Genomic DNA, 21,819 nt, shown 5'->3' on the forward strand with positions numbered 1-21,819 from the left:
CGTGACTGACACCGTACTCGGCGACGGCCTGCTGGCCGACGCCATCGCCCGGCGTCCGCCGTCGATGCTGGTGGTGGCCCGCGACGGCTGGGACACCGGCGACTGGGTCGCGGCGCACGACCGGGGCGAGCCCTGGCTGCCGGTCTGGACCGAGCTCGACCGGGTCGTGGTCGGCCCGCTGGTCCGGCCCGGTGAGCGCGGCTGCGTCTGGTGCGTGCAGACCTGGCGGTCCAGCGCGTCCGAACGTGCGCCGTGGACGAGTGAGTTGCGCGAGGACGAGCGGATCGCGAGCAGGCCGTCGGCCTGGTTGTCCGGCTTCGCCGCCGAGACCGTGGCCGATCTGGTGCACGCGGGCATCGCCGCGGACTGCTGCTGGTACCTCGACCTGCGCGACCTGTCGCTGACCCGGCACTCGTTCCTGCCGGACCCGCTGTGCGCGGTCTGCGGTGCGCTGCCCGAGGACACGGCCGCCCGAGCCGAGATCGTGCCCCTCCCCCGGCCCAAGCCCCGGGCCGGCTCCAGCCGGATCCGCGCACTCTCCGAGTCGCAGCTGACCGAGCTGTACGTGGACGCCGAGACCGGCGTGGTCGCCCCGCCCCGCGGCATGCGCGACTCGATGGTCCCGCTGACCGAGGCGGTCCTGGCCGAGTACGGCTACCGGGGGGAGGCGGGGTTCGGGCGCACCCGCGACTTCGCCTCGTCCCGGGCCACTGCGGTCGCCGAGGCACTGGAACGGCTCGGTGGCCAGTGGCCCTGGGGCAAGCGGACCACCGTGCGCGGCAGTTACGCGGAACTGGCCGCGGACGCCCTGGACCCCCGGACGCTCGGCCTGCTCGCGCCGGAGCGCTACCTGGAGCCGGACTGCCAGTACCAGCCGTTCACCGAGGACGCCGTGGTGGACTGGGTGTGGGCGTACTCCTTCGCTCAGGCCCGGCCGGTGCTGGTGCCCGAGACCCACGCGTACTACCGGACGCCGCTCCAGCCGGGCACGCGGAAGGACAAGCCGTTCACCTTCGAGATCTCCAACGGCTGCGCGCTCGGCGGCTGCGTCGAGGAGGCGGTCCTGCACGGGATCCTCGAAGTGGTCGAGCGCGACGCGTTCCTGATGACCTGGTACGCCCGGATGCCCGTCCCCGAGGTGGACCTCGCCCGGGCACCCGATCCGCGCATCGGGCTCGTCGTGGAGCGCATCGAGCGCACCGGATACCGCGTGCGGGCCTTCGACATCACCTTGACCGAGGGGATCCGCGCGTTCTGGGTGCTCGCGCAGGACACCAGCGGTGACGCCAGGCGACCGAAGGTCATCTGCACCAGCGGCTCGGCGCTGGACCCGGTGGCCGCCGTGCTCACCGCCCTCGGTGAACTGGCGCCCATCGTCGAACAGGAGCTGGTCCGATACCCGGCCGAGGCTGAACGGGCCAGGCTGATGGCCGCGGATCCCGAGCTGGTCCGGATCATGACCGACCACGCGGTGTGCAGTGCGACGCCGGAGGCGTTCGACCGCTTCTCGTTCCTGCTCGACGGCGACCGCATGATCGGCTGGGACGAGGTGATCGCCCGCAGCCCCTGGCCGCTCCACGCCGACCTGCGCGACGACCTCACCGAGGCCGTCGACCGGATGCTGGCGGGCGGCATGGACGTCGTGGTCGTCAACCAGACCTCGCCGCTGCACGAGGCCGCCGACCTGCACTGCGTGAAGGTGATCGCGCCCGGCGCCCTGTCCATGACCTTCGGCCACCGCAACCGGCGGACCACCGGGCTGCCCCGGCCGCTGGAGGTACCCCACCGGCTCGGCTACGCGGCGCACCCGCTGACCGAGGCCGACCTCAACCCCCACCCCCACCCGTTCCCATGACGGGCCACGCCACCACCTTCGGAGTACGCGTCGCGGGCCTGCCCGCGGACGCGGTCCACCGACTCGTCGACCACCGGCTGCGGGAGGAACTGGTCACGCTGTCCCGCACCGCGGCCGAGCTGAGGGTCGGCGCCGTGACCCTGTCCGAGCGCTGCCACGCCGTGATCGGCGCGCTGGGCGACCCCGCGGCCAAACCCAAGCTGGTGGCGCTGCGCCGGACCGTGCACCAGTTGCGTGATCCGGGCCGGCAGCTCGCCGAGCCCCGGGTCGCTTCCACCCTCGGCGGCGAACTCGCCGCGGACCTCGCCGAGTTCGGCCGCAGGCTGGGCCGGTACCGGGCCGACCGGGCGCAGTTGCCGACCGTGCTGGCCGAAGCGGTGCGGTCCATCGACGCGGGCCTGCGCGAGATCAGCGCGGATCCCCGGTTCGACCAGGGCCTCGCCCATGCCAGCCCCACCCTGCACGAGGTGCTCGGCCGCCGGCCCGGGCGACAGGAGCTGATCCGGCTGGCCGTCTACGCCGCCCGCGCCGCCGTCAAGACCAGCCCGTTCAGCACGTTCACCGCCAGCGGCCTCGGCCGGTTCGTCCCGGACGGGCCGGCCCTGCGCTGGGCCGCGACCGAGCCGACGCGCTCGATCGTCGAACTCGACCTGTCGGTCCTCACCCCGTTGGCCGCCAGGTCGACCGAACTGACGGTCCGGGTCAACCCCAGTGCGCGGCTGGTGGCCGACACCGTCCAGTTCCTCGGCCCGGCACCGGCGGAGGACCTCCTCACCCTGCCGCTGACCCCGCCGCTGCGGCACTGCCTGCGCGCCGCTGCCGGTCGGCCGACGCTCGCCGAGTTGACGGCGGGCATTCCCGCGCCGCCCGAGCAGGCGGCCGGATACCTGCGCTCACTCGTGACCAGCGGACTGCTCCTGCTCCAGCCGGACTTCGACGACCACGGCATCGATCCGCTGCGGCAGTTGGCGAAGCGGGTCCCCGCGCTGGTTCCGGTCCGGGAAGGACTGCGCAGCTACGCGAGCGCGAAGGGAACCGACCGGGTCGCGCTCGGGGCTGTGCTCCAGGAGCGGCTGCGGGACCTCGGCAGCACGGGCAAACTGCGGGACGTGGTGACCGAGCAGTCGGTCATTCCCGGAGTCGTGGTCGAGGCGGGTCTGCCGGCCTGGCAGGACGCGCTGGACGAACTGGCCGTCGCCTGCCGCCTGCTCGCGGTCTTCGACTGCACGCTGCCGTTCAAACTGGCGGTCGCCGCGTTCATCCGGGAGCGCTTCGGCCCGGAGGCACCGGTGCCGTTCGACCGGTTCTACGCCGAACTCGTCCGCGACGGTCACGAGGCCATGCGGCTGCACCCCGCCGCAGTCGCCTTCGACATGACCGGGCTGACCGCGACCCTGGCGGCCAGCCCGGTCGCGGAGGTGCGCCGGCTGGTGGGCCTGATCGCCGAGGTCCGGCGCGCGTTGCCGGACCGGCAACGGATCGAGCAGGTGCTCGACGCGCTGCCGGCCTGGGTGCGCCCGGTCGGCTCGGTCGCCGTCTACGCCCAGCGCGACGGCGAGGAGTTGATCGTCAACGCGGTGAACTCCGGCTTCGGCCGGGCCCGGTCGCAGGTGCGCCGGCTGCTGCGCTACCTCTCGGACGATCCGCTCCCGGTCGATGCGGTGTACCCGGGCGCACCGAGGTACGCGGAGTTCGCGCTGACCCTCGCCACCTCGCTCAACCAGCGCGAGCCGGCCCTGCCGGACCGGCTCGACTACCCGCCGCCCGCCCGGCTGACGGTCGGCGTGGACGGCGACGGACTGCCGGCCCTGTTCGACAACGGATCGGTCGTCCGTCCGGTCCACGGCGGACTGTCCTACGAGCGGCAGTTCCCGCCGGTCATGGCCTTGCTGATCGAGGCGTTCGGTGAGAATCCCCTGCTGCTGCGGCCCGACCAGCCGCTGCAGCACGACGCGGGCGCCGGGACCGGGGAGGGCCGGGTCCTGCACGCGCCGCGGCTGAGCATCGGACACGTGGTGCTCCGGCGGGCCACCTGGGTGGCCCAGCCGGGAACCCTGCCGCGCCGCGGGGCCGGTCAGTCGGACGCGGACTTCCTGCTCGCGCTGACGAGTTGGCTGACCGAGCACGGCCTGCCACCGCGGTTCTTCGTGTCCGTGCTGCGGATGGGCGCTGTCGCAGCCGGTTCGTTCGTAGGCGACCGAAGCCGCAAGCCGATGTACGTCGACATCGGATCACCGCATCTCGTCCTGGCCTTCGAGCGGCTGGCCAGGGACCCGGCCAGTGCGGCGGTGTTCTACGAGGTCGCGCCGAGGCCCGAGACCGCGCTCCTCGACCACCAGGGGGTGCCGAGAGTGACCGAATACGTCATCGAGCTCAACTGCCAGGGAGACCAGAAATGACAGAGTCCGTGTGGCGCACCGTGAACGTGTACCACCACGACGGCGACCGCACCGATCTGCTGCTCGGCGCGGTACGCCCGTTCATCACGGCCGTGGCTCCTTCGGCGTCCAGGGTGTACTTCCAGCCGCACTGGCGGCGCGGGCCGCACGTGCGCATTCCGATCCAGGCGAGCGCCGAGGTCTTCGAGGACGTCGTCGCGCCGGCCGTGGCCGGCGTGCTCGAGCCGTACCTGCGGGCGCATCCGTCGACCGTTCTCCTGGACCAGCAGGCGGCGCACGCACAGCACGTCCGGCTGGCCGAGCAGGAGAGCGAACGCGGGCCGCTGACTCCCTGGGCGCCCAACAACACCGTCGAGATCGAGCCCTACGACCGGCGCCAGCACGTGCTCGGCGGACCGGCCGCGGCGGACCTGCTCGCCGACTACTACGTCGACACCAACGACCTCGTCTTCGACATCCTCGACTGGGTCCGTGGCGGCGGCTCGAAGATGGCACTCGGGGTGGACCTGTTCATCGCGGCGGCGCACCGGTTCCTCCCGCCGGTGACCTACGGCTACATGTCCTACCGCGGACACGCCGACGCCTTCATGGCGAAGATGCCCGACGGCGTGCGCGAGCGCTTCGACCGGGTCTACGAGGGCAATGCCGAGACCTTCCGGCAGCGGGTCGTCAAGATCACCGAGGCCGCCGACTACCACGACGTCGTGCCGTTCAGCGCCCTCCTCGACACCCTGCTCCGCTACCGCAACCAGGCCAACGAGCTGATCGGGACGGGCGAGTTGGCGCTCAACACGGACGAGAACGGCGACCTGGAGGCGTGGGGTTCGACCTGGAGTGCCTGGTCGGACCGCAGCCCGTTCCACCAGGCACTGGGCGGCCACCGGACGGCGGCCGACCAGCTCGGCGGATGGAACACCTTCCAGCAGTACCGGGTGGTACTCAACTGGCTCTACCTCAACATGTACCGGCTCGGCATCGGCGAGCTGGAGCGCAACCTGATCTGCCACGTGGTCTCCCGGGCCGTCGAGGACGTGCACGGCGTGACCGCGATGGGCCGGATCGAGGAACTGATCGGGTACGTCGACAACGGCGGCCGCCTCTAGACCGACCGGCCGGTCGGTCTTGACCCGCTCACACGAGAAGGGATGAACCTATGAGTCACGCTGTCACCGTCAGCGAACTCGTCAAGCGTTACCACCCGCACGCGCCCGCAGCCGTGGACGGTCTGAGCTTCACGGTCGACCGGGGCGAGGTGTTCGGCCTGCTCGGCCCGAACGGAGCGGGGAAGTCCACCACCGTCGGTGTGCTGACCACGCGGATCCTGCCGACGTCCGGCCGGTGCCTGGTCTTCGGCACGGACGTGGTGGCCCGGCCGGCCGGGGCGAAGCGGTTGCTCGCGGTCGTGCCGCAGCGCCAGAACCTGGACCGCTCCCTCGACGTGCGGCAGAACCTGCTCTTCCATGCGCGCTACCACGGCGTCGGCCGGGACGAACGGCTGCGCCGCGCCGACGAGTTGCTCGACCTGATGGGGCTCACCGAGCAGGCCGGCCAACCGGCCGAGCGGCTCTCCGGCGGCCAGGCGCAACGCGTCGTCATCGCGCGGGCGCTGATGCACGCGCCCAAGGTGCTGTTCCTGGACGAGCCGTCGACCGGCCTGGACCCCCAGTCGCGGCTCTTCCTGCACGAGCGCATCCGCGAACTGCGCGACCGCGGCGTCACCGTCGTACTCACCACCCACGACATGGACGAGGCCGAGAGCCTGTCCGATCGCATCGGCATCGTCGACCACGGCAAGCTCCTCGCGCTGGACACGCCGCGCGCGCTGACCGAGGCGCTCCCGGGCGGCACCACGATCACCGCACAGGTCCGCGGTACGCAGGTGCCGACCGTCGAGATCCTTGCCGCGCTGGCCGAGCTGCCCGGAGCCGGCAACGTCGAGCACGACGCGCCGCACGGGACCGGGAGCGGCGACAGCCAGTACTTCCGGGTGCGGACCGAGAAGGACCCGTCGGTCCTGCTCCCGGACGTGCTGCGCACCGTCGTTGACCAGGGGGTGCAGCTGGTCGACCTGTCGATCGCCCGGCCCAGCCTCCAGGACGTGTTCATCTCTCTGACCGGAAGGGAACTGCGGTGACCACCCTGACCGAAACCGCCGAAGCCGCCGAGACCGACGCGACCGCCGAGACCGCCGACTGGCGACCGCGACACAACCTCGGCCGCGTCACACGCACCTTCCTGGCGGTGCTGTGGCGCGACGTGTTCACCACCACCCGTCGACCGACCGGGTTCCTGCTCCAGGTGATCGTCCAGCCGCTGCTGCTGTTCTTCGTCTTCGGCAGAGTGCTCAGCGAGGCCGGCTACACCAAGGGGGACTTCGGCCCGACACTGCTGCCCGGCGTCATCGCGCTCAACGCGCTCCTCACCGCCCTGCAGAACACCGCGATGCCGCTGATCATGGACTTCTCCTGGTCCGGCGAGATCGAGGACCGACTGCTCGCACCGCTGCCCGGACAGCTGGTCGCCGTCGCCAAGATGGTGTTCGGAACGCTGTGCGGCCTGTTCGCCGGGCTGGTCATGGCGCCGATCGGGTTCCTGGTGCTGGGCACCGCCGGCTGGCCGCTCACGGCCTGGCCGGGCGTGCTGCTGATCCTGGTGCTCGGCTCGGCGACCGGCGCCGGTCTCGGTCTGATGCTGGGCACGATCGTGTCGCCGGACCGCATCGGCGTCACCTTCTCACTCGTCATGGCGCCGTTGACGTTCACCGGATCCGTCCAGTACCCGTGGTCGTCGCTGGGCCACCTGCGGTGGTTCCAGGTGATCTCCGCGATCAACCCGCTGACCTATGTCAGCGAAGGCCTGCGAGCCGTGGCGCTGCCCGGCCTCACGTCCTCGATCCCGCTGTGGACGGACGCGCTGGTGCTGCTGTTCGCCCTGGTGGTCACCGCGGCGATCGGCATCAGGGGATTCATGTCCCGCGCGCTCGGCTGAGCCGACCCAAGGCTGAGCTGACCCGAGGCTGAGCCGACCAAAGAAAGAGGATGACGGATGAACAGGAACCTCAGGACCGCCGCACCGATGGTCTACGCGGCGCTCGTCGTCGGCGGCTTCATGATCAGCTCCAAGGTCGGAGTCGGCATCAGCGTGGTGGGCGGAATGCTGCTCGGAGCGCTGTACGCGACCACCAACGGCGACGGCCGCGGCGGGAACAGCGACCGGTGACGGGCGCGGGGTTGGGTAGACACACCGCTCAGAGCCAGCCGCGGGTCTGAGCGGTCCTGGCCGCCTCGGTCCGGTTGCGCGCGCCCAACTTGGCCATGGCGCTGGACAGGTAGTTGCGGACGGTACCCTCCGCCAGGCACAACCGCGCTGCGATCGCGGCATTGCCGTCCCCGTCCGCGACCGCGCGCAGCAGCTCGCGTTCCCGGTCGGTCAGCGGATCGGCCGCGTCCCACGCGGCCACCGCCAGTTCCGGCGAGACCACCCGCTCGCCCGCGTGCACTCGGCGCAGGGCCGCCACCAGCTCACCGATCGGCGCGTCCTTGAGCACATACCCGGCCACCCCCGCGTCGACCGCACGCCGCAGGTAGCCACTGCGCGCGAACGTGGTCACGATCAGCACCCGGGTGGGGTCGCCGAGGCGGTTCAGCTCCACGGCCAGGTCGAGACCGGTGCGGCCGGGCATCTCGATGTCGGTCACCAACACGTCCGGGCGGTGCTCGCGCACCGCGACCAGCGCGTCGTCGCCGTTGGTCGCGGTCGCCACCACCGTGATGTCCGCCTGCAGGTCCAGCAGGGACGCGAACGCTCCCAGCACCATCCCCTGGTCCTCGGCCAGCACCACCCGGATCATCCGGCCACCTCGACCGGCACCGTGATGACCAGCGTCGTGCCGGCCGAGCCGGTGCGCTGCACCGCGCCGCCGAGTTTCGCGATCCGCTCCCGGAGGCCGGTCAGCCCGGTGCCCTCCGCAGCGACGCCGCCGATCCCGTCGTCCGCGATCACCAACCGCACCCGTTCCTCGTCCCTGTCCAGTCCGATGCGGCAGCTGGAGGCCTGCGCGTGCCGGGCCACGTTCGTCACCGCCTCCCGCAACGCCAACCCCAGCTCGTGCTCGGTCGCCGCGACCAGGATCAGCGCGTCGTCACAGCTCACCTGCAAGGTCACCCCGGTCCCGGTCAGCGTACGCCGCGCCACCTCCAGCTCCGCGCGGATGGTGGTCTGCCGCCAACCGGTGACCGTGCTGCGCACCGCGGCCAGGGCCTCCCGCGCGTTGCGCTCGATCTCCTCGGACTCGGCGCGCGCCCGCTGCGGATCGGCGAGCACCAGCTCCTTGGTCAGCTGCGCGCGCATCACCACCGCGGTCAGCGAATGCCCGAGCAGGTCGTGCAGGTCACGCGAGATCCGTTCGCGTTCCGCCAGGGTCGCGAGCAGTTCGACCTGCGAGTTGCGCAGCCGCTGGTTCTCCAGTTCCCGCCGCCGGTCGCGCTGCCTGAGTTCGAGCAGCCCGATCACCCAGATCATGACGGACGCCGACGCGAAACCCAGCAGCCGGTAGGGCACCGGTACTTGCGAGAGCAGCGCCGTCACACAGTCCAGCACGGTCAGGCCGGCGAACCACCGCCGCGCGACCTGCCACAGCAGCGTGTTGCCCGCGGCGGCCGCGGCGTATATGAACAGCACACTCGCGGCGGCGTTGAACGGCGTGGCCAGCGCGCCGATCACAGCCATCGGCACCAACGAGGCCCAGACGCTCCACGCGGAGCGGCCCCGCAGCAACGCCATCGCGTACAGCAGGACGGTGGCCGTGCACACCACGATCGCCAGCGGCCACTCCCACCACGCCGGATCCGGTGAGAAGTACGGCTGCGCCGGCACGAACAGCAGGTAGCCGAGGTAGACCCACTCCCAGGTCCGCAGCCGCTCGGCCGCGGACCGGGAAGCGGTGGAGTCGAAGCCACTCATATCCGCGTCAGATCCGCGCGTGGCGGTAGGACATCGCCGCCACACCGGCCGCCGCGACCGTGGTGACCAGCAGGGCGAGCACGTGGATCATGGCGGTGCCGTCGCCGAGTTGGGCGAGCCCGAGCTGGGCGAGGTGGTACGTGGGCAGGAACTTCGCGATCTCCCCCACGACCGAGGGCAGGAACCGGATCGGGATCCACAGCCCGGACAGCACCGCCAGCGGGAACAGCACCGCGTTGAGCAGCGCGATCGCCGCACCCGTGCGGAACTGGAAACCGATCGCCACGCTGAGCAGCGTGAAGGGGATGCTGCCCAGCAGCAGCACCAGCGCCACCCGCACCAGCGCCCAGGGCGAGGCGTGGAGCGTGCCGAAGGCCTCGGCCGCCACCCCCATCAGCACCAGCACGCCCACCCCGTAGAGCAGCGCGGCGGTGGCCTTCGCGGCGAGGCTGATCCAGATCGGCACCGCGGACACCCGCTTCATCCGCAGCCAGCCCAGATCCCGGTCCTGGGCGACCCCGATGCCCGGCTGCAGCGAGGCCACCGTGATCACGCCGTAGGTGCCGAACGTGGCCACCATCGCCGTACCGGCCGTCAGGCCCTGCGTGGTGCCGTGCCCGTACAGCAGGTTGAACAGCACGAAGAACCCGACCGGCATGAGGATGCCGAAGAACAGCGATGTGGGTTCCCGCAGGATCGCGCGCAGTTCGTCCCGCAGCTCGACCCGGAAGACCCGTCCCGTCATCACGTTCACGCCGCCCTGCCTTCCTCGCCGCCGGTCAGCGCGACCACGGCCTCCTCCAAGCCGGCGTCCTGCACCCGCAGTTCCGACAACTGCGGATCCCGGTCCAGCAGCACCCGCAGCAGGTCCTCCGGTGAGCAGGTCTGGATCCTCACCAGATCGTGCTCCCGGCCGGCCCGGAGCACGCCCGGCAGCCGCTCGAGTTCGTTCTGGTCGAGACCGGTCCTGACCGTCACCGTGCGGTCCGGCAAGCGGGACACGAGTTCCTGCGGCGGCGCGTCCGCCAGGATCCGACCGTGGTCGAGTACCACCACCCGGTCCGCGACCGCAGCCGACTCCTCGATCAGGTGCGTGGTCACCAGCACCGCCGTGCCCTGCGCCCGGCGGCGCGCCAGGATCTGCCAGAAGTGCCGCCGGGCCTGCGTGTCCAGGCCGACCGTCGGTTCGTCCAGCACCAGCAGTGCCGGCTCGGTGACCAGCGCCATCGCCAGCTGCACGCGCTGCTTCTGACCGCCGGAGAGTTTCGACACCCGCCTGCGCGCCAGGTCGGTCAGCCCGAGTTCCGCCAGGATCGCAACGGCCGCTGCCGCCCGCAGCCCACCGCGGACGGCGGCACCACTCACCAGCTCGTTCACGGTCAGCGTGTTCGGGAATCCCAGGGTCTGCTGCGCCACGCCCAGCCGCCGGCGGGTCGTCGCGCGGCGCGGATCACCGCCCAGGATCCGCACGGTTCCTTGCTGCGGCGCGAGCAGTCCGATCGTGAGCATCACCAGGGTCGACTTCCCGGCCCCGTTGGGCCCGAGCAGCGCGACGCACTCTCCCGGGTCGACCCGCAGGTCCACGCCGTCCAGCGCGACCGTCTCGCCGTATCGGTACCGCAGCCCTTTTGCCGTCAGTACCGCCTGTGTCGTTGCCATGACGACCAGGCTCCCGTCCGGTGACCATGCTTGGTAGTGAGACCCTGTCACCGGCCCGAGATGACAAAAGTCAACCCCCGGTTGCCCGGGGATCCTCGGGATGAGCGATCGGGGTGCTCGCACTATAAGCGGGCTGCGTGAAATCGCCACCAGTGCGGACCCGCCTACGCCTCGACCTGCGGAAAAGAAGAACGCCACCGGCCGAGGCCGCCAGGCCCACGACGGCCGAGGCGAGCACCTTCCAGCCCGCGCCGCCGGCCCGGGCTCCCGGGGAACCGCCGGTGGTCCCGCTGGGGGTGGACCCCGTAGCGGCTGAATCGCCGGCCTGGCCGGCGGGCACGGCCGTGGAGCTCGCCGAGGCCGAGGCTGTCTCGGTGCCCGCCGCCAGGGCCGTCAGCTCGATGTGACCGGCCGTACGGGCGACCGAGAAGACCGCTCCCCCAACGCCGAGCCTGTCGCCGGAGAGCGCGGCCTGCTGGGAGCCCACGGTGAAGCCTTGGGTTCCATCGGGCAGTACGATCTTCGCCCCCGCGACGACATCGAGCTTGCGCAGCGTCGTCGACGTCGCCGTGCCGAGATCGAGGACTGCTGACGGGTCGGTGAGGGCGACACCGCTGGACGAGGAGAGCGACGCACCGGCCACCGCGAGCGTTCCCTTGGCCACGGTGGTGGCACCGGTGTAGGAGGCGGCGGTCAGCGTCGTGGTCTCGGTACCGTCCTGGGTGAGCGATCCGGAGCCGGACAAGGCTGGCAGGGTGACGGGGGTGCGGACGTTCTGAATGATCAGCGAGCCGTTGTCGCTGATCGCGTCGAGCGAGCCCTTCGTGTAGAGACTCCCGTCCGCTCCGGCTGTTCCGGATCCGAGACGCAGCGTGGCACCCTGCTGGATGGTTGTGGAACCGTCATAGAACTGGGCGGCGGCGAAGGTCACATCGTTCCCGCTCGTGCTGGCGATGACGATGTCGCCCGCCCCGGGAGCAGCGAGGGTGTCGTGGTACTTTCCCCCGCCGATGGGCAGACCGAGGGTGACGGGGCCGTTGTAGTCGAAGGTCAGCCGCGAGCGCTGCGAGTTGGCGTGCAGGTTGACGTAGGCCGTTTCGGCCGTGCCCGGCATGAAGATCTGGTGGGTGGTGCCGTCTCCCCAATGGACGTCGGCACCCTCGATGTTGGTGCCGCGCTTGTTCAACTGGTGGGCGACCGGCACCCAGTTCAGGTTGCTGTTGCTCAGGGCCGGCGAGGTGGTGCTTGTGTTGTCGCTGTAGCTGTAGGTGCCCGCCAGGATGACCTTGCTGCCGGGCCGGGAGTGGACGTTGACGTCGTTGCCGTATTCACGGCTGTAGAAGTTCTGGCGTTGGACCACCGTCTGGTTCAGCGGGGTGTCGATGATCCATGAGCCGCGGTTGACGACGGAACGGGCGTTCGGCAGGTCCGCCGTGCAAGTGGTGGCGGCGTAGTTGGCACCGGTGCCGATGTCGAAGACTCCGGAGAAGGGGCTGCTTCCGCACAACTGGAGCGTCCCCCACATGTTGCGGGGCTGGACGATCGTCCCGGAGCCACTGATGGTGCCCAGATTGAACAGGCGGGTGAGCGACAGGTTCAGCGTGCCGTCCACCCTGATGTTGTCCTGGTTCTGCTGGTAGCCGGGCGAGTTGTAGGGGAAGGCACCGATCAGGCCCGTGGTTCCGCCGTTGCCGTACTGCAGGGTGGCGCCGGCGTCCACCGTGATGGCCGGTCGGTCGGGATTGCCGACGACCACATAGGGGTGGTTCCCGCCGGGGGTGGAGACGGACTGGCCCTGCTGGGAAGCGGGGAGCGTGAAGGTGCTGTCCTTGGTGAGGATCAAGGTGCCCGTGCCGGAGATCCGCAAGGACCCCTGCCCGCTGATCACGCCCGCGTACGTGTGGGTCCCGGGCGGTACGTTCACGACGGCGTTTCCGCCGAGGACCACGTCGCTGTTGGCGAGTACCGACGATGTGATGTCACCGTCAGCCGCGACGGCGCTCACCTGCGCCAGGGCCACGGGCGTGATCGTCACCGCCGCCACAACGGCGGACGCCAGCAGTGCATGCCATGAACGCTTCATCAAGAGTGCTTTCTGGAGTGCCTGACCGCTTCGGCCAAGAAGCGGCGGCAGAACGCGAGGTGGTCGGCACCGAAGCCTCGAGGGCCGCACTCCACGACCAGCAGCAGGCCCAGGTACAACTGGTAGAGGGCCAGTCGGTGCCGGAATGCGGAACTGAAGTCGAGGGTACCGCCCGCTCCGGTGTAGCCCGCGACGAGGTCGCTGTCCGGGCCGGCGTCGCCACCGAAGGCCAGCGAGACCAGTTCGGCGGCCGGGTCACCCCAGAACGCCCGCTCGTGGTCGATCAGTCCGGTGATCCGGGCGGGCCTCCCGTCGCCGCCGGGGTGCACGAAGACGTTGCCCGGCCACAGGTCGAAGTGGACCAGTCGGGGCTCGGTGACCTCGTCGAGGGCGTAGCCACCCTCGCGCACCAGCGCCCGCAGGTCGGCGGGCGGCACGTCCAGCGGGGACCGCCAGCGTTCGGCGTCGTCGAGGACCGCGTCCACCATGGCGGTGAACGCCGACCGCCAATCGGGGGCGGACAGCTCGGACTGGGCGGCGGGGTAACCGAAGCGGCCATCGCGCGGAGCGACGGTGTTCAGGCGCGCCGTGATTGCGCCCAGGTCGCGGCGCAGCTGCGGCTGGGCGTCGGCGTGGATCCGGTCGCCCGCCTGGTCCCAGGGCTCTCCCTCCAGGACCGACAGGAGCAGGAACTCCTCTCCCGCATGGAGAAGTTCAGCCGTCGGGACGGCGCCGGCCGGCAGCTCCGCGAGCCGCCGGTAGGCCATGGCCTCGGCTGCCAGGATGCCGCGCTCGTACCGCAGCACCGCCGCACCGGCCGGCGGGGCGAGTTTGACCACGGCGGGCCGGCCGTCGTCCAGTCGTACCTGGTAGGCCGTGTTGAACCAGCCACCGGTCAGCTCGCGCTCCAATCGGCACCCGCTGCCGAACGAACCGCGCAGCAGGGCGTCGAGTTCCCCGGGAGACAGCTGTCGTTTGGTCCGGCTCTGCATACTGACACCCTTTCGGACTGCGGCAGGCCGGGGCCGGGGTCCTGCGCGGCGGTGCGGCGCAGGACCCCGGCCCCGGGGTTCGGGGTCAGCCCTCGTAGCGGAAGTCGGCCTCCGACGTACCGGCGGGGCTGGTGTGCAGGGTGCCGTCCGGGCCGCCGAGCCGCAGCTGCCAGGGGTGCGGGCTGTCGGTGGTGACGTGGATCCGGTCACCCTCGCGGCGAAGCTGGAAGCGGGCGCTCTCGCCGGGGCCGTCGCTGCGCGGGATCACCACGGTGCGCTCGGCCCCGTCGGCGAAGGCGTGCACCCGCAGTTCGACGCCGTCCGCCCAGGCGGAGACCGGGCGCTGGTCGTCGGCGCCGAGCGGGATGACGGAGTCGGGGCGGGCCAGCAGCGGCAGCGTGTGGAAGCCGTGCTGCTCCTTCACCCAGCGCGGGCCGGTCACCTGATCACCGGTCAGCACGTTGGTCCAGGTGCCCTCGGGGACGTAGTACTCGACCGTGCCGTCGTCGGTGAAGACCGGTGCGACCAGCAGGTCCTCGCCGAGCAGGTACTGCCGGTCGACGGTGGCCGCGGCGGGGTCCTCGGGGAACTCCAGCAGCATGGCGCGCATCACCGGGACGCCGGTGGCGTGCGCCTGCTGGGCCGCGCGCTGCAGGTAGGGCGCGAGCCGGTGCTTGAGCAGGGTGAACTCCCTGGTGACCTCGACCGACTCCTCGCCGTAGTCCCACGGCACCCGGTAGGACTTGCTGCCGTGCAGGCGGCTGTGCGAGGAGAGCAGTCCGAACTGCACCCAGCGCTTGAAGACGGTGGGGGTCGGGGTGCCCTCGAAGCCGCCGATGTCGTGGCTCCAGAAGCCGAAGCCGGACAGGCCCAGCGAGAGTCCGCCGCGCAGCGACTCGGCCATCGCGTTGAAGTGCGACTCGCAGTCCCCGCCCCAGTGCACCGGGTACTGCTGGCCGCCGGCGGTGGCGGACCGCGCGAACAGCATCGCCTCGCCCTCGCCGCGCTCCTCGCGCAGCAGCTCGAAGACGGCCCGGTTGTACAGGTGGGTGTAGAAGTTGTGCATCCGCTCGGGGTCCGAGCCGTCGTGCCAGACCACGTCGGTGGGGATCCGCTCGCCGAAGTCGGTCTTGAAGCAGTCCACGCCCTGGGCCAGCAGGCCGCGCAGCTTGCCGATGTACCAGTCGCACGCCGCCGGGTTGGTGAAGTCCACCAGGGCCATGCCGGGCTGCCACAGGTCCCACTGCCAGATGGTGCCGTCGGGGCGGCGCACCAGGTACCCCTCGCGCCGGCCCTCCTCGAACAACGCGGACTTCTGCGCGATGTAGGGGTTGATCCAGGCGCAGATCCGCAGCCCCTGCTCCTTGAGCCGGGCCAGCATGCCCGCCGGGTCGGGGAAGGTCTCGGCGTCCCAGTCGAAGTCGCTCCACTGGTACTCGCGCATCCAGAAGCAGTCGAAGTGGAAGACGCTCAGCGGGATGCCGCGCTCGGCCATGCCGCCGACGAAGCGGTTGACGGTCGCCTCGTCGTAGTCGGTGGTGAAGGAGGTGGTCAGCCACAGGCCGAGCGCCCAGGCCGGCGGCAGCGCGGGGCGGCCGGTGAGCGCGGTGTAGCGCTCCAGGACCTGCTTCGGGGTCGGGCCGTGGACGACGAAGTACTCCAGCGACTGGTCCTCGACGCTGAACTGCACCTGGCCGACCGCCTCGGAGCCGACCTCGTAGCTGACCTTGCCGGGGTGGTTGACGAAGACTCCGTAGCCCCGGTTGGTCAGGTGGAACGGGACGTTCTTGTACGCCTGTTCGCTGCTGGTGCCGCCGTCGGCCTGCCAGATGTCCACCGTCTGCCCGTTGCGCACGAACGGGGTGAACCGCTCCCCCAGCCCGTACACCAGCTCACCGACCCCCAGGGCGAGCTGGCCGAGCATGTGGTGGCGTCCCTCGTCGTCGGTGACGAAGCCGGTGCCGCGCTCGCCGACCGAGGTGAGCACCTGGCCCGCAGCGGTGAACTCCAGCCGCCAGGGCTGGGAGGTGTCGACCCGCAGCTCCAGCTCGCCGGAGCTGAGCCGCACCACCGTGCCCTCGCGGTGCACCTTTCCGGCGCCCGGCTCCGCGCCGGGCAGCGCGAACTCGGGCCCGTGGCGCACCGATCCGGCATGGTGGGTGGTGCGGACCCCGATCACGCCCTCGGCCGGCGACCAGCACTCGACGGTCAGCAGCGGGCTGTTGAGCGTGTCGCCGCGGCTCCGCACGTGCTTCACCGGTGCGTAGAGGGTCATCCGGTGCTCGTCGGCCCGGACGTCCGCGACCTCGGCGGCGTAGCGGGCGGTGCGGCCCGGCCTCATCAGCCAGTAACCGTCGGTGAACTTCATCGGGCGGGTTCCTCCGTCCGCGCGCGGTGCGCGGTGATCAGGCCCTGGTACCAGCCGTAGCTGTCCTTGGGGGTGCGGGTCAGGGTGTCGTAGTCGACGTGCACCAGGCCGAAGCGCTGCTGGTAGCCGCGTGCCCACTCGAAGTTGTCCAGCAGCGACCAGACGTAGTAGCCGCGCACGTCCACTCCGGCGGCAACGGCGTCGGCGACGGCGGTGAGGTGGTCGGCCAGGTAGTCGATCCGGTCGGTGTCGTGCACCGCACCGTCCGCGGTGAGGGTGTCGGGCTCGGCGGAGCCGTTCTCGGTGATCCAGACCGGTGGCAGGTTCGGGTAGCGGGAGTCGAGTCCCAGCAGCAGCTCGCCGAGGGCGGTCGGGACGACCGGCCAGCCCATGGTGGTGTGCCGCGTACCGTACGGGTCCAGCTCGACGACGCCGACGTCCACCGCGGTGCGCCGTTCGGGGTCGGCCTCCCGGTGGGGCGCGGCGGCGACCGTGATCGGGCGGTAGAAGTTGACGCCGAGGAAGTCCAGCGGCGCGCCGATCAGCTCCAGGTCGCCCGGCAGCCGCCACGGGCCGTCGGCCAGGCCGGCCCAGGTCTCCCGCTCGAGCGTGGGGTAACGACCGGCGAACAGCGGTTCGGTCCAGACCTCGTTGTGCAGGACCTCGGCGCGGCGCAGGGCGGCCAGGTCCTCGGGGAGCCGGGAGGCGGCGTCGACGCGGTCGAGGTTGAGCGTGATCCCGACCTCCCGGACGCCGGCGGCACGCAGTTCACGCACCGCGAGGCCGTGCGCGACCAGCAGGTGGTGGGCGGCGGCCAGCGCGCCCCGACCCTCCTGCGCACCGGGCGCGTGCCGTCCCTCGGCGTGGCCCACGAAGGCCGAGCAGTACGGCTCGTTGAGGGTGATCCAGCGCTCCACCCGGTCGCCGTAGTGTTCGGCGGCCAGCGCCGCGTACTCGGCGAACGCCTCGGCGGTCTCCCGGACCCGCCAGCCGCCGCGGTCGTCCAGGGCCTGCGGGAGGTCCCAGTGGTACAGGGTGACGGCGGGTGAGATGCCGGCGGCCAGCAGCTCGTCGATCAGGCGGTCGTAGAACGCCAGTCCCGCGCGGTTGACCGGGCCGGTGCCCTGGGGCAGCAGACGGGTCCAGGCGATCGAGAAGCGGTAGTCGTCGACTCCGAGGCCGCGCAGCAGGGCCACGTCCTCGCGGTAGCGGTGGTAGTGGTCGCAGGCGGTGTCGCCGGTCGCGCCGTCGAGGGTGCGCCCGGGGGTGTGGCTGAAGGTGTCCCAGATCGAAGGGCCGCGCCCGTCCTGGTCGTGGGCGCCTTCGATCTGGTAGGCGGCGGTGGCGGCGCCGAAGCGGAAGCCGGCGGGCAGCAGCGGGAAGGCCGGGCTGATCATTCGGCGAGACCTCGTCGACCGGTGTGGAGGTAGTGGTGCACGGTGGTCACAGCTGCGGCGCCAGCCCGCGCTCGCGCAGCCAGGACAACTGGGCGGGCGGGTTGGAGCCGCAGCCACCGCTGTGGTCGGCGAACGGCCAGACGGTCATGGTGCGGTCCTTTCCCGCGTAGTGGTTGAAGGCGGCGTAGACGGTGGAGGGCGGGCAGACGGGGTCCATCAGCGCGACGCTGAACAGGGCCGGAGCGGTCGCCCACTGGGCGAAGTGGACCCCGTCGAAGTAGTCGAGGGTGGCGAAGGTCTCGGTCACGCGGTGGCGGCTGTGCCAGCGCAGGTACTTGACGATCTCGGGGTAGGGGCCCTCCCCGGCGATCTGCACGGCGTGGCGGAAGTGGCACAGGAAGGGGACATCGGGCATCACTGCCGCCACCTGGTCCCCGACCAGGCCGGCGACGGCCAGGGCCAGGCCGCCGCCCTGGCTGCCGCCCGTGACCACGATCCGCTCGCTGTCCAGGTCTGGCAGCTGGCCGACGGCGTCCACGGCACGCACGCAGTCGGTGATCAACCGCCGGTAGTAGTAGTTCTCCGGGGAGTCGATGCCGCGGGTCATGAATCCCTCGACCCACTGGGTGCCGTCGCCCATCGTGTGGTCGGGGGTGTCGTGGCCCTGGCCGCGACTGTCCACGACGAGCTGGGCGTAGCCGGCGGAGGGCCAGAACAGGTGCTCGGTGGGCAATCCGCGACCGCCGCAGTAGCCGATGTAGGTGACGACGACCGGCAGCGGGCCTTCGACGCCGCGCGGGCGCAGCAGCCAGGCGGCCACCGGCTCGCCGTTCCAGCCGGGGAAGCGCACGTCATCGACCTCGACGGTGCGCAGCAGGTACTGGTCGGTGACCCGTTCGGCCTTGACCGCCCCGTCATGGGCCCGGGCCTCGGCGAGGGTGCGCTGCCAGAAGGCGTCGAAGTCCTCGGGAGCGGCCGACTCCGGGCGGTAGTCGACGAGATCGTCAAGACCGAAGTCCGTCAGCGGCATGGGGCTTTCCTCCGGATGGTGGGACGACGAGGCGGCGGGGTGGTGGTGGAAGGTGAACAGCACGAGGGACTCCTGCGAATGGGTGGCGGCCCGCCGCCCCCCAGAACGACGGGCCGCCGGTTTGTGGGGCCGCTGCCTCAGTCGGAGGCGGCGAACCGGAAGGCGGCCAGCCGGAAGCCGCTGTGCAGGGTCAGCTGCAGGTCGTGGACTCCGTCGAGCTGCGCGGCGAGGTCTGCGGTCACCGTCGTCCAGCTGTAGCGGTCGCCGGTGACGGGCACCTCGACCTCGGCCAGCAGCTGCTCGCCGGCTCGCAGTTCCAGCCGGGCTTCGCCGGCGCCGGCGTTCTCCCGGGCGGTCTCGACCGCGACCCGGACCGCGCCGGACAGGTCCACCCGGCGGAACAGGAGCGTCGCCGGCCGCGCCGGGTCGGTCGCCGTGACCGCGTCGCCGCTGGTCCGGGTGGCGTCGATGATGGTGAGGCCCGCGTAGTCGTCGAAGTCGACGGCCCGGACGCTGCGGTCCACGACCACCCGGGGCGCGGGTGCCGGTCCGGTCACGTTCAGCGGCGCGGTCAGGACCGGGTGTTCGGCGCAACGGGCGACGACGATCTCGTAGCCGCCGGGGTCGACGGTGAAGGCGCCGGTCGCGACGTCCCAGTGGGCGAACTGCTCGGCCGCCAGTCGGAACGTCAACTCCTGCTCCTCGCCCGGCTCCAGGCGGGCCTTGCGGAAGTCCGCGAGTCGCAGCCGGGGAGCCTGGTGGACGGCGTCGAGCGCCCGGACGTAGAGCTGGACCACCTCACTGCCGGACCGGGCACCGGTGTTGGCAAGGGTCACCGCGACCTCGACCGAGCCGTCCCGGTCGATCTGCGGCTGCGAGAGGCGAAGGTCCCGGTAGTCGAAGTCGGTGTAGGACAGCCCGTGGCCGAACGCGTAGCGCGGCGCCACGCCGTGGTACTGGTAGGTCCAGCCGGCCTTGATGATGTCGTAGTCGAGCGGGCGCGGCAGTTCGTCGTCCCCGCGGTACCAGGTCTGCGGGAGTCGACCGGCCGGCTCGGCCCCGCCGAGCAGTACGTCGGCCAGCGCGTTGCCTGTCTCCTGCCCGCCGTGGGAGGTCCACACCACGGCGGGCAGGTGCTCGTCGGCCCAGTCCAGGGCGTAGGGGTAGCTGCTTGTCAGCACCAGCACCGTCTGCGGCTGCACCTCGGCGACCGCGCGCAGCAGCTGCTCCTGGCCCTCCGGCAGGGCGATATTGGCCCGGTCCTCGGTCTCCCGACCGTTGATCATCGGGTGGTTGCCGAGCGCGACCACCACCAGGTCGGCGGCGGCTGCCGCCTCGACCGCCTCGGCGCGGCCGTCGTGCAGCAGCTCGCGCTGCCAGCGCTCGGCCTGCTGCGGGTCGTCACCGGTCATGGCCACCCGGCCGCCGACCGGGTCCACGACGGCGTAGCGGCCGGTGATGACGCCGCGCAGCAGCACCGATTCGCCGTCCCCGGCGGGCTCCAGGCGGAAGGTCTCGTGCACCTCCCAGCTCTTGATCCGCTCCTGGTCGGCGACGAGCGAGCCGTCGCCCTTGACCGAGAGGTACAGCCCGGTCTCGGCGCAGCGCAGGGTGAGGGCGTCGCCCCAGTCGACCACGGAGAACGTGGTCTTGCCGAGCACCTCGCCCGTGGTGCGCGAGCGCAGCGCGATCTTGTCGGCGCCCTCGACGGTGACCAGCTCACCGCCCCGCTCGGCCAGCGCCGCGGCGAGCCCGGCGGCCAGGGTGACCTGGTACGGCAGGGTGCCGCTGTACCAGTCCTCCTGGAGCGCGTCGGCCAGCGGGCCGATCACGGCGACCCGCGGCGTGCGGGCCGGGTCGAGCGGCAGCAGGCCGTCGTTCTTCAGCAGCACCACCGACTCGGCCGCGGCGCGGCGCGCCAGCGCGCGGTGCTCCGGGCTGTCGATCACCTCGGGGCCGATTCCGGCGTACGGGTCCAGCTCCGGGTCGAACTCGCCGAGCCGGAAGCGCAGTTCCAGCTGCCGCCAGACGGCCCGGTCGATGTCGGCCGGGGCGATCAGGCCCCGCTCCAGCGCCTCGCGCAGCCGGCCGACCGGCGTGTCGCTGTCCTCGCCGTGGTCGGTGAAGCTGTCGATGCCGGCCTTGAGCGCGGCCGCGTGGGACTCGACGTGGTCGTCGAAGTACTGCTCCGGGTCGACCAGGTTGGACGGCGCCTCGGCGTCGCTGACCACGAACAGCTCGTGGCCGGTAGGCCGGGCCCACCGGCGCAGCTCCTCCTCGATCAGCGGACTGACGTGGCAGGGACGGCCGTTGACCAGGTTGTAGGCGGCCATGGCGCCGGTCGCGGCACCGGCCTCGACCACGGGGCGGAAGGCGGCCAGGTCGTACTCGTGCAGCACCCGCGGGCGCAGCCCGGAGGAGGTGGTGCAGCGGTCGTCCTCGTTGTTGTAGGCGAGGAAGTGCTTGAGCACCGGAGCCGCCCGCAGGTAGGTCGGGTCGTCGCCGGCCAGACCGCGGCAGAAGGCCTCACCGATCCGGGCGGTGTGCACCGGGTCCTCGGAGTAGCCCTCCTCGTTGCGCCCCCAGCGGGGGTCGCGCAGCAGGTTCAGCACGGGGGCCCAGGCCTGCAGGCTGTTGGCTCCCCGGTCGGCGGCGAGCACGGGCGGGCGGTGGCGGTGGAAGGCCCGCAGCTCGACCGAGACCGCCTCGGCGACCCGGCGCACCAACTCCTCGTCCCAGCTGGCACCGAGGCCGACGGCCTGCGGGAAGACCGTCGCCTCGCCCAGCCAGGAGACCCCGTGCAGGGCCTCGCTGCCGGTGCGGAACTCGGCAACGCCCAGGCGCGGGACGGCGGGCGCGTACTGGTGCAGCATCGCGATCCGCTCGTCGAGCGTGAGGCGCTCGAGCAGGTCGTCGACGCGCTTGCGCAATGGCAGCGCGGCATCGCGGAAGGGGGGCTGGTCGGGTGCGGACGCGGACGGGGAACTCACGTGGCAAACCCCTCGGGCAGGCTGGGTGGAGCGAATGGATGTCGAAGCGCATCGACGCTGACATGATCCAGAGACACTGTCAAC

The 21,819-nt window shown here is 71.6% G+C and carries 16 protein-coding genes; 6 read left to right on the plus strand and 10 right to left on the minus strand.

Features of this window, described 5'->3' with window-relative positions:
* Position 1 precedes the first annotated feature (1 nt).
* The 6 genes from BR98_RS02825 to BR98_RS38935 are packed head-to-tail and all read left to right on the plus strand — an operon-like array spanning position 2 to position 7,473.
* Positions 2-1,855: a TOMM precursor leader peptide-binding protein gene (locus BR98_RS02825; RefSeq protein ID WP_051969235.1), complete on the plus strand. Its 1,854-nt coding sequence runs from the start codon at positions 2-4 to the stop codon at positions 1,853-1,855.
* A complete protein-coding gene (locus tag BR98_RS02830) occupies positions 1,852-4,254 on the plus strand; it encodes a lantibiotic dehydratase (protein WP_035839691.1) in 2,403 nt (800 codons plus the stop codon). Before BR98_RS02825 ends, BR98_RS02830 begins: the two co-directional genes overlap by 4 nt.
* Positions 4,251-5,357, plus strand: a complete 1,107-nt coding sequence (locus tag BR98_RS02835; RefSeq protein ID WP_083975908.1) for a thiopeptide maturation pyridine synthase — start codon at positions 4,251-4,253, stop codon at positions 5,355-5,357. Before BR98_RS02830 ends, BR98_RS02835 begins: the two co-directional genes overlap by 4 nt.
* Positions 5,358-5,407: 50 nt before the next feature.
* The gene (locus BR98_RS02840) at positions 5,408-6,388 is read left to right on the plus strand and encodes an ABC transporter ATP-binding protein (RefSeq protein WP_035839697.1); all 981 of its coding nucleotides are present in this window, start codon (positions 5,408-5,410) and stop codon (positions 6,386-6,388) included.
* A complete protein-coding gene (locus BR98_RS02845; protein ID WP_198042111.1) occupies positions 6,385-7,242 on the plus strand; it encodes an ABC transporter permease in 858 nt (285 codons plus the stop codon). Before BR98_RS02840 ends, BR98_RS02845 begins: the two co-directional genes overlap by 4 nt.
* 57 nt (positions 7,243-7,299) lie before the next feature.
* On the plus strand, positions 7,300-7,473 hold the full coding sequence (locus BR98_RS38935) for a hypothetical protein (protein WP_157537344.1): 174 nt from the start codon (positions 7,300-7,302) through the stop codon (positions 7,471-7,473).
* A gap of 28 nt (positions 7,474-7,501) precedes the next feature.
* On the opposite strand, the gene BR98_RS02850 is transcribed toward BR98_RS38935, so the two are convergent.
* The 10 genes from BR98_RS02850 to BR98_RS02895 all read right to left on the minus strand — a co-directional run bounded on the left by BR98_RS02850 (position 7,502) and on the right by BR98_RS02895 (position 21,735).
* Positions 7,502-8,104 (minus strand): response regulator transcription factor, encoded by a 603-nt coding sequence (locus BR98_RS02850; protein ID WP_035839700.1) that lies wholly within the window; start codon positions 8,102-8,104, stop codon positions 7,502-7,504.
* The gene (locus tag BR98_RS02855) at positions 8,101-9,216 is read right to left on the minus strand and encodes a sensor histidine kinase (RefSeq protein WP_035839703.1); all 1,116 of its coding nucleotides are present in this window, start codon (positions 9,214-9,216) and stop codon (positions 8,101-8,103) included. Before BR98_RS02855 ends, BR98_RS02850 begins: the two co-directional genes overlap by 4 nt.
* Positions 9,217-9,223: 7 nt before the next feature.
* The gene (locus BR98_RS02860; RefSeq protein ID WP_035842626.1) at positions 9,224-9,961 is read right to left on the minus strand and encodes an ABC transporter permease; all 738 of its coding nucleotides are present in this window, start codon (positions 9,959-9,961) and stop codon (positions 9,224-9,226) included.
* 5 nt (positions 9,962-9,966) lie between these two features.
* The gene (locus BR98_RS02865; protein WP_035839705.1) at positions 9,967-10,875 is read right to left on the minus strand and encodes an ABC transporter ATP-binding protein; all 909 of its coding nucleotides are present in this window, start codon (positions 10,873-10,875) and stop codon (positions 9,967-9,969) included.
* 70 nt (positions 10,876-10,945) lie between these two features.
* Positions 10,946-12,910 carry an autotransporter-associated beta strand repeat-containing protein gene (locus tag BR98_RS02870; protein WP_324606650.1) on the minus strand — a complete coding sequence of 655 codons (1,965 nt, stop codon included), beginning with the start codon at positions 12,908-12,910 and terminating at the stop codon, positions 10,946-10,948.
* Between the two features lie 47 nt (positions 12,911-12,957).
* Positions 12,958-13,950 carry a phosphotransferase family protein gene (locus BR98_RS02875; protein WP_035839708.1) on the minus strand — a complete coding sequence of 331 codons (993 nt, stop codon included), beginning with the start codon at positions 13,948-13,950 and terminating at the stop codon, positions 12,958-12,960.
* 85 nt (positions 13,951-14,035) lie between these two features.
* The gene (yicI, locus tag BR98_RS02880) at positions 14,036-16,318 is read right to left on the minus strand and encodes an alpha-xylosidase (RefSeq protein WP_035839711.1); all 2,283 of its coding nucleotides are present in this window, start codon (positions 16,316-16,318) and stop codon (positions 14,036-14,038) included.
* Positions 16,315-17,715, minus strand: a complete 1,401-nt coding sequence (locus BR98_RS02885) for a GH1 family beta-glucosidase (RefSeq protein WP_035839714.1) — start codon at positions 17,713-17,715, stop codon at positions 16,315-16,317. Before BR98_RS02885 ends, yicI begins: the two co-directional genes overlap by 4 nt.
* Positions 17,716-17,761: 46 nt before the next feature.
* Positions 17,762-18,745, minus strand: a complete 984-nt coding sequence (locus BR98_RS02890) for an acetylxylan esterase (RefSeq protein ID WP_035842631.1) — start codon at positions 18,743-18,745, stop codon at positions 17,762-17,764.
* Between the two features lie 137 nt (positions 18,746-18,882).
* Entirely contained in the window at positions 18,883-21,735 is a 2,853-nt protein-coding gene (locus tag BR98_RS02895) for a glycoside hydrolase family 3 protein (RefSeq protein ID WP_035839717.1), read from the minus strand.
* Positions 21,736-21,819 lie beyond the last annotated feature (84 nt).

The sequence above is a fragment of the Kitasatospora azatica KCTC 9699 genome, from assembly GCF_000744785.1.
Classification (GTDB): Bacteria; Actinomycetota; Actinomycetes; order Streptomycetales; family Streptomycetaceae; genus Kitasatospora; species Kitasatospora azatica.